We start from the raw sequence: 15,157 nt of genomic DNA on the forward strand, positions 1-15,157 counted from the left end.
GTATATCGATCAGGCCCAACAGCCGTCGGGCCTTACTCGCAATTATTGCTAAAAGTTACTCCAGAGCTTTCCAAATCTCCGTGGCGTACTCGCGAATGGTCCGGTCGGAAGAGAACCAACCCATCCGCGAAGTGCTCAAGACTGCCGAGCGCCACCAAGCCTGGGAGTCGTGCCAATGGGCTTCCACGCGCATCTGCGCTTCCCAATAGGAGTCGAAATCGGCGCAGACCAGGAAGCGGTCGTAGTCGATCAGCGAATCGATCAACCCTGTGTAACGGGCCGGATCATCCGGCGAGAACACCCCGCCACGAATCGCTTGCAGCACATCGTTCAGACGGTGGGACGCGGCAATATCTGGCGTCGCGTTGAACTCGTGGTTCTGCTTGCGCGCCTCAACCTGCTGGGCGCTGAGGCCGAAAATGAACATGTGCTCGGCGCCAATGCGCTCACACATTTCCACGTTGGCGCCATCGAGGGTGCCGATGGTCAGCGCGCCGTTGAGGCCGAACTTCATGTTGCTGGTGCCCGAGGCTTCGAAACCAGCGGTGGAAATCTGCTCCGACAAATCCGCCGCCGGGATGATGCTCTCCGCCAGGCTGACGTTGTAGTTGGGCAGGAACACCACTTTGAGCAAACCACGCACAGTCGGGTCGTTGTTCACCACACGCGCAATGTCATTGGTCAGTTTGATGATCAGCTTGGCCTGGTGATAACTGGCCGCTGCCTTGCCGGCGAAGATCTTCACCCGCGGCACCCAGTCGATTTCCGGCTCGGCGCGAATCGCCTGATACAACGCCACGGTGTGCATCAAGTTGAGCAACTGGCGTTTGTATTCGTGAATCCGTTTGACCTGCACGTCGAACATCGCCGCCGGGTTGACCGCGATACCCAGCCGTTCATGAATCAGGTAAGCCAAGGCTTTTTTGCTGTGCAAACGCTGTTCGGCGAACGCCTTGCGGAACGCGGTTTTTTCGGCGAAAGGCTCCAGGCCCGCCAAGCCTTGTTCCGGGTCGTCCAACAGTTCCGGGCCAAGGGCGTCGACCAGCATCGACGTCAGTTCAGGGTTGGCCTGGTAGAGCCAGCGGCGGAAGGTGATGCCGTTGGTCTTGTTGTTGATCCGCTCCGGGTAGAGCTTGTGCAGTTCCGAGAACACGGTTTTGCGCATCAACTGCGTGTGCAGCGCGGACACGCCGTTGACGCTGTGGGAACCCAGGAACGCGAGGTTCCCCATGCGCACCCGGCGGCCGTTGTCTTCTTCGATCAGCGACACCGCGCGCAGCACGTCAAAGTCGTGAATGCCTTTGGCGCGCAGCGAGTCGATGTGCTGGGCGTTGATCAGGTAGATGATCTGCATGTGCCGCGGCAGCATGCGCTCCATCAAACCGACCGGCCAGGTTTCCAGCGCTTCGGGCAGCAACGTGTGGTTGGTGTACGAGAGCGTGTCGACGGTGACTTGCCATGCCGCATCCCACGCGACGTCGTAGACGTCAACGAGTTGGCGCATCAGCTCGGCCACGGCAATCGAGGGGTGAGTGTCGTTGAGCTGGATTGCGGCGTGATCGCCCAGTGTCAGCACGGAGGTGTGCATGTTGCGGTGGCGGCGCAGCAAGTCCTGCAAGGACGCGGCGACGAAGAAGTATTCCTGGCGCAGACGCAGTTCCTGGCCGGCTTCGGTACTGTCGGCCGGGTAGAGGACGCGCGAAATACTTTCCGCCCGGGCAACTTCCGCTACCGCGCCCAAGTGGTCACCGGCGTTGAAGCGCTCCAGGTGCAAATCTTCCACCGCCCGGGCACGCCACAGGCGCAACGTATTGACGCTCGCTCCGCGCCAGCCGACCACCGGTGTGTCGTAGGCAATGGCGCGAACGGTTTCCACCGGCGTCCAGACCTGCTTGGTCTTGCCGGCTTCGTCGGTGACGGTTTCAACACTGCCGCCAAAACCGATCGGGTAAACGACCTCTGGCCGTTCAAATTCCCATGGGTTACCGAAATCCAGCCAGTGCTCGGTTTGCTCCTGCTGCCAGCCATCGACGATGGCCTGACGGAACAAACCGTGTTCATAACGAATGCCATAGCCATGGCCGGCGATACCCAGGGTCGACATGCTTTCCATAAAGCACGCCGCCAGGCGACCGAGGCCACCATTGCCAAGGGCCGCGTCGGGCTCCAGCAGGCGAATGCGTTCAAGGTCGACGCCCAGTTCGGTCAGGGCTTCGCGGGCGACATCCAGCAGGCCGAGGTTGCTCAGGCTGTCGTAGAGCAGCCGGCCGATGAGAAATTCCAGGGAGAGGTAGTAAACCCGTTTCTGACCTTTGCGGTAGATCTGCCGGGTGTGATCCATCCAGTGCTCGACCATGTGATCGCGCGCTGCCAATGCAATCGCTTCGAACCAGTCGTGGTCAAACGCGTGATCCGGGTCTTTGCCCACCGCGTAGGTGAGTTTCGTCAAGACGGCATCGCGGAATGCGGCCACCTCTGCTTCGCGAACAAGTGGTTCTTGAGTCATCGATAGGACCTCGAGCGAGCGTGAAGTTGTTGAGCCTAGACGGTCTGACCGGCCGCGGGGGCTCTGGTTCGGCAGTTTTTCCTGATAGTGCGAGATAGGTCGACATTACATTGTCATGTGCCTTAATCAATGCAGGGCCCGTGCCGGATTAACGGTGCCATCGGGCGGTTGTCGAAAAAAACTGGCGAAAGGTTGTTCAAAAATCCACCAGTCCCGGTATGATCGCGCGCCCTGATGCACACGCTGGTAACAACCGATGATGAAGTCCAACCTGATCGCTGCCGCCGAGATCGATCGCCTCGACACCTGGGCCAAATATTCTGCGCCAATGTGCGGCTCCTGTGTGTCCAGCTGCTGCACGCTGCCGGTCGAGGTCAAGATCAAGGATCTGATCCGTATCGGCATCGTCGACGAGTTCGAGCGCGGCGAACCGGCGAAAAACATCGCCAAGCGCCTGCAGAAGGAAGGGATCGTCGAGCGCTATAACCAGAAATCCGAAATTTTCACGCTCCAGCGCATGAGCAACAACGATTGCCTGTACCTGGATCGTAAAAGCCGTCTGTGCACTATTTATGAAAAGCGCCCGGACACTTGCCGCAATCACCCGAAGATCGGCCCGCGTCCGGGTTACTGCGCTTACAAGCCTAAAGAAGTGGCGCGTGAGAGCAGCGAGAGCCGCCGGCCGCTCGATAAATTCTGATCCGCAATCTCGTTGCCCTATAGGGCCTCATCGCGAGCAAGCTCGCTCCCACAGTGGATCTTCAGTGTTTGCACTATCGAGTGAACACCATAAATCCCTGTGGGAGCGAGCTTGCTCGCGATGAGGCCAGCACAAACACCGCACAAACCCCAGACAAACAAAAACGCCCCCGACCTTGCGGTCGGGGGCGTTTTTTTTGCAGCTAACTAAATGACTTAGTTACCAGCTTTTTTCGCAGCGCGGGTACGCTCGCTTTCGCCCAGGATCTTCTTGCGAAGACGGATGGACTTAGGAGTGACTTCGCACAATTCGTCTTCTTGAACGAATTCCAGAGCCTGCTCCAGGGTGAAGCGGATAGGCGGAACCAGAGCGATGGTTTCGTCTTTACCCGAAGCACGCATGTTGTCGAGCTTCTTGCCTTTGGTTGGGTTGACGCCCAGGTCGTTGTCGCGGCTGTTGATGCCGACGATTTGACCTTCGTACACGTCTTCACCGTGACCCAGGAACAGTTTGCCGCGAGCTTGCAGGGTTTCCAGCGAGTAAGTCAGAGCCTTACCGGTAGCAACCGAAACCAGCACGCCGTTCTGACGGCCGGACATGTCGCCGGACTTCATCACATCGTAACGGTCGAAGATCGAGGTCAGGATGCCTGCACCGGAGGTCAGGGTCAGGAACTCGTTACGGAAACCGATCAAGCCACGAGCCGGGATGTTGTACTCAAGGCGCACACGGCCCTTGCCATCCGGAACCATGTTGGTCAGGTCGCCTTTACGGATACCGATCTGTTCCATGATCGAACCTTGCGATTCTTCCGGCAGGTCGATGGTCACGTTTTCGTACGGTTCGTGCTTGACGCCGTCAACCATGCGGATGATCACTTCAGGACGACCAACACCCATTTCGAAGCCTTCGCGACGCATGGTTTCGATCAGTACCGAGAGGTGCAGCTCACCACGGCCGGATACTTTGAACTTGTCGGCGGAGTCGCCTTCTTCAACGCGCAGAGCAACGTTGTAGAGCAGTTCCTTGTCCAGACGTTCCTTGATGTTACGGCTGGTGACGAACTTGCCTTCACGACCGCAGAACGGCGAGTCGTTAACCTGGAAGGTCATGGAAACAGTGGGTTCGTCAACGGTCAGCGGCTTCATCGCTTCGACGTTCAGTGGGTCGCACAGAGTGTCGGAGATGAACAGCTGGTCGAAGCCGCTGATGCAGACGATGTCGCCGGCAGCTGCTTCGTCAACGTCGATACGGTGCAGACCGTGGTGACCCATCAGCTTCAGGATACGACCGTTACGGCGCTTGCCGTCGGCGTCGATAGCCACAACTTGAGTGTTCGGCTTGACGCGACCACGGGCGATACGGCCAACACCGATAACACCCAGGAAGCTGTTGTAGTCCAGTGCCGAGATTTGCATCTGGAACGGACCGTCACGGTCGACTTTTGGAGCCGGCACGTGGTCAATGATCGCCTGGTACAGCGGGGTCATGTCTTCAGCCATGTCGGTGTGTTCCAGACCGGCAATGCCGTTCAGGGCCGAGGCGTAGACGACTTTGAAGTCCAGCTGTTCTTCGGTAGCACCGAGGTTGTCGAACAGGTCGAAGATCTGGTCCAGAACCCAGTCCGGACGCGCGCCTGGACGGTCAACCTTGTTGATGACCACGATTGGACGCAGGCCGGCTTCGAAAGCCTTCTTGGTCACGAAACGGGTTTGCGGCATAGGGCCGTCTTGAGCGTCAACCAGCAGCAGAACGGAGTCAACCATCGACATTACGCGTTCAACTTCGCCGCCGAAGTCGGCGTGGCCCGGGGTGTCCACGATGTTGATGTGGTGGCCGTTCCAGTTGATGGCGGTGTTTTTCGCCAGAATGGTAATACCGCGTTCTTTCTCCTGGTCGTTGGAGTCCATCACGCGCTCGTCGTTGAGCTCGTTGCGCTCCAGGGTGCCGGATTGACGCAAGAGTTTGTCTACCAGGGTGGTTTTACCATGGTCAACGTGAGCAATGATGGCGATGTTGCGTAGATTTTCGATCACTTGTGTATCTCGATCAGAGGATTCGGTGTGCTGACAAGTCTTGGCAGCGATTTACAGTAGAGTCAGGCCTTGCCGTTACAGCTTGACGGCAGAGTCGGGGGGCCGGTGACGCAGGCCACAGGCATACAGCCCCGGGCTCTTAGCTCGGTCGATAAACGCGCACATTGGCATGCCCCTCACTGAGCAAATGGTGGGCATGCAGGCGACTCATCACGCCTTTGTCGCAATACAGCAGGTACTGGCGAGTAGGGTCCAGTTCCTTGAAACGAGCGTTCAATGCATAAAACGGCATCGTTTGTACCTCAATGCCAGCAAGCTCCAGCGGGTCGTCTTCAGCGGCATCCGGATGACGGATATCGATGATGATTTGCCCCGCCAGCGCTTCGCTGACTTCTTCGATCTGCAAGTCCTGGCCCAATTCGTCGATCACGCGATCGATCGGCACCAGCTTGGCATTCTCGAGCGCACGCTCAAGGACTGCCATGTCGAACTGTTGTTCTTCGTACTCCACGCGCGGTCGCTTGGCGTGGGTTTTCGGGTTCACCGAAATGACCCCGCAATATTCCGGCATGTGCTTGGCGAAGTCGGCGGTACCGATTTCGTTGGCCAGATCAATGATGTCCTGCTTGTGACTAGCGATCAGCGGACGCAAGACCAGCTTGTCGGTCACGCAGTCGATCACGGACAGGTTCGGCAATGTCTGGCTCGACACCTGGGAAATCGCTTCGCCGGTGACCAGCGCTTCGATCTCCAGCCGATCAGCAATACGGGAAGCAGCGCGCAACATCATACGCTTCAAAACTACGCCCATATGACTGTTATCGACTTTACCGAGAATTTCTCCCAGTACTTCCTCGAACGGCACACTCACAAATAACACGCGTTGGGAGCTGCCGTACTTCTTCCAGATGAAGTGCGCGACTTCCATGACGCCCAGTTCATGGGCACGTCCGCCCAGATTAAAGAAGCAGAAATGGCTCATCAGCCCGCGGCGCATGATCTGGTACGCGGCAACGGTGGAATCGAAGCCGCCGGACATCAGTACAAGCGTCTGTTCCAGGGCTCCCAGCGGATAACCGCCGATGCTGTTGTGCTGGCTGTGGATCACGAACAACCGTTTGTCGCGAATTTCGATGCGAACTTCGATTTGCGGCTCTTTCAGCGAGATTCCGGCGGCACCGCACTGACGACGCAGTTGACTGCCGACGTATTTCTCGACATCCATCGAGCTGAATTCATGCTTGCCGGCGCGCTTGCAGCGCACCGAAAAAATCTTCCCGGCCAGCGCATCACCGAAGTGCTGCTTGCACTTGGCGACGATGTCGTCGAAGTCGCCCAGCGGGTATTCATCGACCTGCAGGAAATGCGCAATGCCGGGCATGCAGCTCAGGCGCTCGGTCATCTCCTTCAGGGCCTTGGGCTCGCTGACGCGGGTTTCCAGCTCGAGATTGTCCCACACACCGTTCACCACCACAGCCGGGTCCAGGTCACGGAGCACGGTACGGATATTTTTGGCCAATTGGCGGATGAAACGCATCCGTACCGGGCGGCTCTTGATGGTGATCTCGGGAAAGACTTTTACGATTAATTTCATGAAAACAGCGCGCGCAGGCCCAGCCGAAAAAGGGGGGCGCGGATTATAGCGGAAATTGCTCAAGGTTTAACCAGTTAATGTGCAGAAGGTTTCGCGCGCACCAAAACAGGTCATTTAGCGAATTAAGCGCTACATTACAGGGCGCAATTTTCGGCTTTGCGCCGCTTTGTACCTTTATAAGCGTGAAATTGGGGCAAAAAACCCATGGTGGGGCACTGGCATGCAATTTGCTCCCTTGTGAGGCAGGTTGCCTTGGCAGAGTATTCGCGCCGGCATCACCCACATTCTAAGGGCATCCACTACTAAGCCCGAAGCCACCCGGAGGACACTATGTCGAAGTCGGTTCAACTCATCAAAGATCATGACGTCAAGTGGATTGATCTGCGCTTCACGGACACCAAAGGCACTCAGCACCACGTGACCATGCCGGCTCGCGACGCGCTGGATGAAGCTTTCTTCGAAGAAGGCAAAATGTTCGACGGTTCCTCCATCGCTGGCTGGAAAGGCATCGAAGCTTCCGACATGATCCTGATGCCGGACGACAGCACCGCTGTCCTCGACCCGTTCACCGAAGAACCAACCCTGATCCTGGTTTGCGACGTGATCGAGCCTTCGACCATGCAAGGCTACGATCGTGACCCACGTGCGATCGCCAAGCGTGCCGAGGAATACCTGAAGTCGACCGGTATCGGCGACACCGTATTTGTTGGCCCAGAGCCAGAATTCTTCATCTTCGACGAAGTGAAGTTCAAGTCTGATATCTCCGGCTCCATGTTCAAAATCTACTCCGAACAAGGTTCGTGGATGTCCGACCAGGACGTGGAAGGCGGCAACAAAGGCCACCGTCCAGGCGTCAAAGGCGGCTACTTCCCGGTTCCGCCGTTCGACCACGACCACGAAATCCGTACCTCCATGTGCAACGCCATGGAAGAAATGGGCCTGGTCATCGAAGTTCACCACCACGAAGTGGCCACTGCCGGCCAGAACGAAATCGGTGTGAAGTTCAACACCCTGGTTGCCAAGGCTGACGAAGTTCAGACCCTGAAATACTGCGTACACAACGTTGCTGATGCATACGGCCGCACCGCGACCTTCATGCCTAAGCCGCTGTACGGCGACAACGGTTCGGGTATGCACGTCCACCTGTCCATCGCCAAAGATGGCAAGAACACCTTCGCTGGCGAAGGCTATGCCGGCCTGTCCGACACCGCCCTGTACTTCATCGGCGGCATCATCAAGCACGGTAAGGCACTGAACGGCTTCACCAACCCGTCGACCAACTCCTACAAGCGCCTGGTCCCAGGTTTCGAAGCTCCAGTAATGCTGGCTTACTCGGCTCGCAACCGTTCCGCTTCGATCCGTATTCCTTACGTGTCCAGCCCTCGCGCTCGCCGTATCGAAGCACGCTTCCCGGATCCAGCAGCCAACCCATACCTGGGCTTCGCTGCACTGTTGATGGCTGGCCTGGACGGCATCCAGAACAAGATCCACCCTGGCGACGCAGCTGACAAAAACCTGTATGACCTGCCGCCTGAAGAGGCGAAAGAGATCCCACAAGTTTGCGGCAGCCTGAAAGAAGCCCTGGAAGAGCTGGACAAAGGTCGTGCGTTCCTGACCAAAGGCGGCGTTTTCAGCGACGACTTCATCGACGCTTACATCGCCCTGAAAAGCGAAGAAGAAATCAAGGTTCGTACCTTCGTACACCCACTGGAATATGAGCTGTACTACAGCTGCTAATCCGGTAGCTCCGCGTCACGCGGCGTGAAAAAGAGAGGCCTCCTTCGGGAGGCCTTTTTTTTGGAGCCATTTCCGACAACGACTTTCCCCATCTCCTCGGGCATTCACAGCATCGTCCGGCATAAACCTTTTTGAGTAGCTCGTAGCCTTGGGGCTTCTTTCACTCAAAGGATGGGACAATGAATAACTATTCGCTCAAGGCATTACTTCTCGCTCTCGTGCCCCTGGCACTGCAGGCATGTACCACTCCCTCCGCACCGACAGGGATAGAACGCAGCCTGTTGCTTCAAAGCAGCACTTCCTGGGACGGCACGCGTTACGCTCACTACCCCGATACCGCGCCAGAACTGTCCCTGCTCAAACTCAAGATACCGGCCAACACCGAACTTCAATGGCACACTCACCCCATCCCTAATGCGGCGTACATTCTTGCCGGTGAGCTGACCATTGAAAGCAGGGACAGCGGCCAGACTCGACGCTACAAGCGAGGCGAAGCATTGGCCGAAATGGTCAACATTACTCATCGCGGGAAAACCGGTGACGAGCCGGTCGAACTTATTGTGTTCTATGCTGGCAGCCAGGGTATTCCATTATCGGAGTAATCCTCGCTGTCCACAGGGAGTCTGAATGCGGCCATTTTTTATGTTTATGCTGCTGTCTTTGGCTTTTCCCGTGATGGCCCAGATTTACAAATACACCGATGCCGACGGCAACACCGCCTATAGCAATCAGCCGCCTGATGGCGTCGCAGCGCAGGCGGTCGAGCTGCCACCGCTTAACAGCGTCGAGCCTCAGCGCCCTTCTGTGCCGCCCAGCGAGGCCTTGAGCCGAGAACAGCCCCATAGCGCTTACGAGGTGCTGGAGCTGACCAACTTGCCCACCACCGAAGCGTTGCGCGCCAATAACGGCACTTTCACCGTCAGCGTCATGATCAAACCGCGGCTTCAAGCGCCGCATCTGCTGAGGTTGCTGCTTGATGATCAGCCCTACGGCCAATCGAGCAACGTGCCGATCCTGCAACTGGTCAATATTGATCGCGGCACGCACAGTCTCGCAGTGCAGGTCATCGACGGAGAAAACATCGTGCAGCAAAGTCCCGGCGTGACCTTCACCGTGCAACGGGTGCACAAGCCGTGAGGTTATGGCTTCTGGTCGCCTGCTTGTGTGCCCTGCCGGCGGCGGCCGAGGTTTTCACCTACGTCGACGCCCAAGGCAATCGTGTCTACACCGACCAGCCAGGCTCCGGCAGCGCCAAACGCGTGCCGCTGGCGACAGGCAACCGTATGTCCGCCAAACCTGGCGGCGGTGCAGCACCGGTGATCGCTGACAAGAAGACTGAAACAAAGGCGCTGTTCCACTACGACATGCTCAGAATACTGGTGCCAGAGCCCGACGCCACGGTTCGCAACAACGCTGGCGAGCTGATCGTCAGCGTCACCAGCGAACCCGGCCTGCAACGCGGGCATCGCTACCGTTTGCTTCTCGATGGTCAACCCACCGCCGAACCGGGGCCGAGCCCGGTTTTCGCGCTGAATAACATCGACCGTGGCAGCCACAATCTCTCAGTGGAAATCCTCGACGAGCAAGGTCGCACTGTCGAACGCACCGCCAACCAGCCCTTCCACATGCTGCGTATCTCCCTGGCGCAAAAACGCCAAGTCAAACCCTGCGTCCTCGCCGACTACGGCCAACGGCCGGAATGTCCGCTCAAGGACAAGCCTGAAGAAGAAAAAAGTCCCTTCTGGCGTTTCTTCTAACCTCGTTCAGGTTTGCGCACTATATTGGTGCAATAGATTGCACCGTACTCACATCGCATCCCATTTTGGTTCGAAACTACCCGCAAAAGCTGGCAGAACGCCACGCAAACGAGCGTCAAACGCCCGTTTCAGGCCTTAAACGCTTCTTTTCGGAGCCTTGGTTTGGTTTTTGCATTTTCCTCGTATCGGCGCGTTATTCATGCGCATGCCCTGCTCCAAAAGAGGTCCTGATGACCATTAGCGACGCACTGCATCGACTGCTACTCGACAACCTGACCACCGCCACCATCCTGCTCGACGCCGACCTGCGCCTCGAGTACATGAACCCGGCGGCGGAGATGCTCCTGGCCATCAGCGGCCAGCGTAGCCATGGGCAGTTCATCAGTGAGTTGTTCACCGAATCCACCGAAGCACTGAATTCATTGCGCCAGGCGGTGGAGCATGCGCACCCCTTCACCAAGCGCGAAGCGATGCTCACCGCCCTCACCGGCCAGACACTGACCGTCGACTATGCGGTGACGCCAATCCTGGCCAACGGCGACACCATGCTTCTGCTTGAAGTCCATCCCCGTGACCGCTTGCTGCGGATCACCAAGGAAGAGGCGCAGCTGTCCAAACAGGAAACCAGCAAGATGCTGGTGCGCGGCCTCGCCCACGAAATCAAGAATCCACTGGGCGGCATTCGCGGTGCGGCGCAATTGCTCGCCCGTGAGCTGCCCGAAGAAAGCCTGCGCGACTACACCAACGTGATCATTGAAGAGGCCGACCGTCTGCGCAATCTCGTAGACCGCATGCTCGGCTCCAACAAACTGCCGTCGCTGGCCATGTGCAACATCCACGAAGTGCTGGAGCGCGTCTCTCATCTGGTGGAAGCCGAAAGCCAGGGCTGCATCACGCTGGTGCGCGACTACGACCCAAGCATTCCCGACGTATTGATCGATCGCGAACAAATGATCCAGGCGGTCCTGAACATCGTGCGCAACGCGATGCAAGCCATCAGCAGCCAGAACGAGCTGCGCCTGGGGCGCATCAGTTTGCGCACCCGCGCCATGCGCCAGTTCACCATCGGCCACGTACGCCATCGCCTGGTGACCAAGATCGAAATCATCGACAACGGTCCCGGCATTCCCGCGGACCTGCAGGAAACCATCTTCTTCCCCATGGTCAGCGGCCGCCCGGACGGTACCGGGCTGGGCCTGGCCATTACCCAGAACATCATCAGCCAGCACCAGGGCTTGATCGAGTGTGACAGCCACCCAGGCCACACCACCTTCTCGATCTTTCTGCCACTGGAACAAGGAGCCACATCGACATGAGCCGTAGTGAAACCGTGTGGATCGTCGATGACGACCGTTCTATCCGTTGGGTCCTGGAAAAAGCCTTGCAGCAAGAAGGCATGACCACGCAAAGCTTCGACAGCGCCGATGGCGTGATGAGCCGCCTGGCGCGCCAGCAGCCGGACGTGATCATTTCCGACATCCGCATGCCGGGCGCCAGCGGCCTGGACCTCCTGGCACGGATTCGCGAGCAACACCCACGGTTGCCGGTGATTATCATGACCGCGCACTCCGACCTGGACAGCGCTGTCGCGTCCTATCAGGGCGGCGCGTTTGAATACCTGCCAAAGCCGTTCGACGTTGACGAAGCGGTCTCTCTGGTCAAACGTGCCAACCAGCACGCCCAGGAACAGCAAGGCCTGGAAGTCCCGGTCGCCCTGACCCGCACCCCGGAAATCATCGGTGAAGCTCCGGCAATGCAGGAAGTGTTTCGTGCCATCGGGCGCTTGAGCCACTCCAACATCACCGTGCTGATCAACGGCGAGTCCGGGACCGGTAAAGAGCTGGTGGCCCACGCCCTGCACCGCCACAGCCCACGCGCGGCGTCGCCTTTTATTGCCCTGAACATGGCGGCGATCCCCAAGGATCTGATGGAGTCCGAGTTGTTCGGCCATGAAAAAGGCGCGTTCACCGGTGCGGCGAACCTGCGTCGCGGTCGCTTTGAGCAGGCGGACGGCGGCACCCTGTTCCTTGATGAAATCGGCGACATGCCGGCCGACACTCAGACCCGTTTGCTGCGCGTACTGGCCGATGGCGAGTTCTACCGCGTCGGGGGCCATGTACCGGTGAAGGTCGATGTGCGAATCATCGCCGCAACCCACCAGAATCTGGAAACCCTGGTGCACGCCGGGAAATTCCGTGAGGACTTGTTCCACCGTCTCAACGTGATCCGCATTCATATTCCAAGGCTGTCGGACCGTCGCGAAGACATCCCGACCCTCGCCAAGCACTTCCTCAGCCGCGCCGCGCAGGAGCTGGCGGTGGAGCCGAAGCTGCTCAAAAGCGAAACCGAGGAATACCTGAAGAACCTGCCGTGGGGCGGCAACGTTCGCCAGTTGGAAAACACCTGCCGCTGGATCACGGTGATGGCATCGGGTCGCGAAGTGCACATCAGCGACCTGCCGCCAGAGCTGTTGAACCTGCCGCAGGATTCGGCGCCTGTGACCAACTGGGAGCAAGCGCTGCGCCAGTGGGCTGACCAGGCATTGGCTCGCGGTCAATCGAGTCTGCTCGACAGCGCCGTGCCGACATTCGAGCGAATCATGATCGAAACCGCTCTCAAACACACCGCCGGCCGCCGCCGCGACGCCGCCGTCCTGCTGGGCTGGGGACGCAATACCCTGACGCGCAAGATCAAGGAACTGGGGATGAAGGTCGATGGCGCGGATGATGATGAGGGGGAAGAGGGTTAATCACCCCTCAGATCTTCGCTGACGGTTACATCCAATCGCGGGCAAGCCCGCTCCCACAGAGGACTTCGGTGTCGTCACAATTTGTGAACACCTTTGAACCTGTGGGAGCGGGCTTGCCCGCGATGCTTTTGGGGCCGGCGTGCACCGCCTGAATGCACCGTGAACCGCAATCGCGCACGGCTACTGACCTTGAATCCCGCCTGCTTTCGCTATCAAACCCTTATCTAAAAAACGCGAAAGCCCCGTAATACGGGGCTTTCAGCGTTTCAGCGCGACTTTCTGTTTCAACTTGTTAAGACCTGGCACGCCCCCTGCAATAGTCCATTCAGTGATTCAGTTCACTACCCGGTTTCGGGGACCTTGGTACAGGCAGGCCGGGGATTCCCCTCTTTACATCGGGCTCACACCGCACACAGCGACGAGCCCACCCCGTTTTGGGGCCCTTGATACAGGCAGGTCAGGGGTTCCTTCTTTACACCGGGCTTGCGACGCAATGCGCAAGCCCTGCCGTTTTGGGAACCTTGGTACAGGCAGGCCGGGGATTCCCTCTTTTATTGCTCTCGGAGATGGATCTCCAGCCGCCAGCGGCCATCGACCTCGCTGCCGGCCCACTCACCCTGCAGTGGCCGGGCCGCCACTACCGTCAACAGCAACCCTCCATCACTCAAACGCGTACGCCAGTTCACAACCTTGTCGTTGAGCTTGAGCTGACCTTTCTGCGCCTTGCCTTCGGCCTCGAACAGCAATGCGAGGCTGCCGTCCACGAACTCGCCGTGGGACTTGGGTTCGTTGTTGAACCACACCACCAGGCCGTCGCTCGTTACTTCAACCTGTTGGAGTTCGCAGGGGTCGGGCGTCGTCAGACGGCCAATCATCAACCCCACCATCAGTCCGACAATTGCCAGCGAAGCCATCACGCGCGGGAATAGTTTCGAACGTGTGTCGGTTGGCGGCGTAGAATGCCGCTCATCTTTACCTTCGGAGCCGTGCATGTTTCACGTCATCCTTTTCCAACCAGAAATTCCGCCGAATACCGGCAACGTTATCAGGCTGTGCGCCAACAGCGGCTGCCACCTGCATTTGATCGAACCGCTGGGCTTCGAGATGGACGACAAGCGTCTGCGCCGGGCGGGCCTCGATTACCACGAGTATGCCACCTTGCAACGCCATGCCGACCTTGCCAGTTGCCTGGAGAGCCTTGGCCATCCTCGCTTGTTCGCGTTCACCACCAAAGGCTCGCGACCATTCCACGATGCCAGTTTTGCAGAGGGTGACGCCTTCCTGTTCGGCCCGGAAAGCCGTGGTTTGCCAGCCGAGGTGCTCGATGCCCTGCCCGGCGAACAACGCCTGCGCCTGCCGATGCGCGAAGGCTGCCGCAGCCTGAACCTGTCGAACACCGTGGCGGTTGCCGTGTATGAAGGCTGGCGCCAGCTTGGCTTCAAATAACGCGGCATAAAAAAATGTGGGAGCGAGCTTGCTCGCGATGGCGGTGTGTCAGCCAACATTAATGTTGAAGCTGATGACCTCATCGCGAGCAAGCTCGCTCCCACATTGGAACGCTTACTGAACGGTTGGAGTTTCGCCCGCGGCCTGCATGCGTTGCAGTTCTTGTGCGTACAGCGCGTCGAAGTTCACCGGCGCCAGCATCAGGGCCGGGAACGAACCGCGGGTCACCAGGCTGTCCAGGGTCTCGCGAGCGTACGGGAACAGAATGTTCGGGCAGAACGCGCCGAGGGTGTGGCTCATCGAAGCGTCGTCCAGGTTCTTGATCAGGAAGATCCCGGCCTGTTGCACTTCGGCGATGAACGCGACTTCGTCACCGTTTTTCACGGTCACGGACAAAGTCAGCACCACTTCGTGGAAGTCGCTTTCCAGCGCCTTCTGGCGGGTGTTCAGATCCAGACCGACGCTCGGTTCCCACTGCTGGCGGAAGATTGCCGGGCTTTTCGGGGCTTCGAAGGACAAGTCACGTACGTAGATGCGCTGCAAGGAGAATTGCGGTGCGGTTTCTTCTTCGCTAGCTGCAGTGTTCTGTTGGTCAGTCATCTCAGATCCTTTCTGATCTTGGGGTCTTATAG

13 protein-coding genes are annotated in these 15,157 nt (G+C 58.4%); 8 read left to right on the forward strand and 5 right to left on the reverse strand.

The window, feature by feature from the left end; translation table 11 throughout:
- Positions 1-55: 55 nt before the first annotated feature.
- Positions 56-2,506, reverse strand: a complete 2,451-nt coding sequence (locus ACM6I0_RS03010) for a glycogen/starch/alpha-glucan phosphorylase (RefSeq protein ID WP_285433500.1) — start codon at positions 2,504-2,506, stop codon at positions 56-58.
- A gap of 259 nt (positions 2,507-2,765) precedes the next feature.
- Between ACM6I0_RS03010 and ACM6I0_RS03015 the strand changes: the two genes are divergently transcribed.
- Complete coding sequence (locus ACM6I0_RS03015) at positions 2,766-3,206, forward strand: YkgJ family cysteine cluster protein (RefSeq protein WP_285433647.1); 441 nt, start codon at positions 2,766-2,768, stop codon at positions 3,204-3,206.
- A gap of 215 nt (positions 3,207-3,421) precedes the next feature.
- On the opposite strand, the gene typA is transcribed toward ACM6I0_RS03015, so the two are convergent.
- A complete protein-coding gene (gene typA, locus ACM6I0_RS03020; protein ID WP_208670478.1) occupies positions 3,422-5,242 on the reverse strand; it encodes a translational GTPase TypA in 1,821 nt (606 codons plus the stop codon).
- Between the two features lie 139 nt (positions 5,243-5,381).
- Positions 5,382-6,836, reverse strand: coding sequence for a tRNA uracil 4-sulfurtransferase ThiI (thiI, locus tag ACM6I0_RS03025; protein ID WP_285433497.1), 1,455 nt, complete (start codon positions 6,834-6,836; stop codon positions 5,382-5,384).
- Between the two features lie 330 nt (positions 6,837-7,166).
- Here thiI and glnA point away from each other — a divergent pair, with 330 nt between their 5' ends.
- The 6 genes from glnA to ntrC all read left to right on the forward strand — a co-directional run bounded on the left by glnA (position 7,167) and on the right by ntrC (position 13,079).
- The gene (glnA, locus tag ACM6I0_RS03030; RefSeq protein WP_010464555.1) at positions 7,167-8,573 is read left to right on the forward strand and encodes a glutamate--ammonia ligase; all 1,407 of its coding nucleotides are present in this window, start codon (positions 7,167-7,169) and stop codon (positions 8,571-8,573) included.
- 179 nt (positions 8,574-8,752) lie between these two features.
- Positions 8,753-9,175, forward strand: a complete 423-nt coding sequence (locus ACM6I0_RS03035; RefSeq protein ID WP_414921412.1) for a cupin domain-containing protein — start codon at positions 8,753-8,755, stop codon at positions 9,173-9,175.
- Between the two features lie 25 nt (positions 9,176-9,200).
- Complete coding sequence (locus ACM6I0_RS03040; RefSeq protein WP_414921413.1) at positions 9,201-9,710, forward strand: DUF4124 domain-containing protein; 510 nt, start codon at positions 9,201-9,203, stop codon at positions 9,708-9,710.
- Entirely contained in the window at positions 9,707-10,330 is a 624-nt protein-coding gene (locus ACM6I0_RS03045) for a DUF4124 domain-containing protein (RefSeq protein ID WP_414921414.1), read from the forward strand. The genes ACM6I0_RS03040 and ACM6I0_RS03045 overlap by 4 nt, the downstream gene beginning before the upstream one ends.
- Positions 10,331-10,560: 230 nt before the next feature.
- Positions 10,561-11,646 carry a nitrogen regulation protein NR(II) gene (gene glnL / locus ACM6I0_RS03050; protein ID WP_285433492.1) on the forward strand — a complete coding sequence of 362 codons (1,086 nt, stop codon included), beginning with the start codon at positions 10,561-10,563 and terminating at the stop codon, positions 11,644-11,646.
- Positions 11,643-13,079 (forward strand): nitrogen regulation protein NR(I), encoded by a 1,437-nt coding sequence (gene ntrC, locus ACM6I0_RS03055; RefSeq protein ID WP_414921415.1) that lies wholly within the window; start codon positions 11,643-11,645, stop codon positions 13,077-13,079. The genes glnL and ntrC overlap by 4 nt, the downstream gene beginning before the upstream one ends.
- 551 nt (positions 13,080-13,630) lie before the next feature.
- Here the strand turns inward: ntrC and ACM6I0_RS03060 are convergent.
- Complete coding sequence (locus ACM6I0_RS03060) at positions 13,631-14,071, reverse strand: hypothetical protein (protein ID WP_414921416.1); 441 nt, start codon at positions 14,069-14,071, stop codon at positions 13,631-13,633.
- Between ACM6I0_RS03060 and ACM6I0_RS03065 the strand changes: the two genes are divergently transcribed.
- Entirely contained in the window at positions 14,070-14,525 is a 456-nt protein-coding gene (locus tag ACM6I0_RS03065) for a tRNA (cytidine(34)-2'-O)-methyltransferase (protein ID WP_007949025.1), read from the forward strand. The two genes, ACM6I0_RS03060 and ACM6I0_RS03065, sit on opposite strands and share 2 nt — an antisense overlap.
- A 114-nt stretch (positions 14,526-14,639) precedes the next feature.
- On the opposite strand, the gene secB is transcribed toward ACM6I0_RS03065, so the two are convergent.
- Entirely contained in the window at positions 14,640-15,125 is a 486-nt protein-coding gene (gene secB, locus ACM6I0_RS03070) for a protein-export chaperone SecB (RefSeq protein ID WP_150702707.1), read from the reverse strand.
- Positions 15,126-15,157: the final 32 nt, after the last annotated feature.

The sequence above is a fragment of the Pseudomonas sp. IT-P294 genome, assembly GCF_949767865.1.
In the GTDB taxonomy this organism is placed as follows: Bacteria; Pseudomonadota; Gammaproteobacteria; order Pseudomonadales; family Pseudomonadaceae; genus Aquipseudomonas.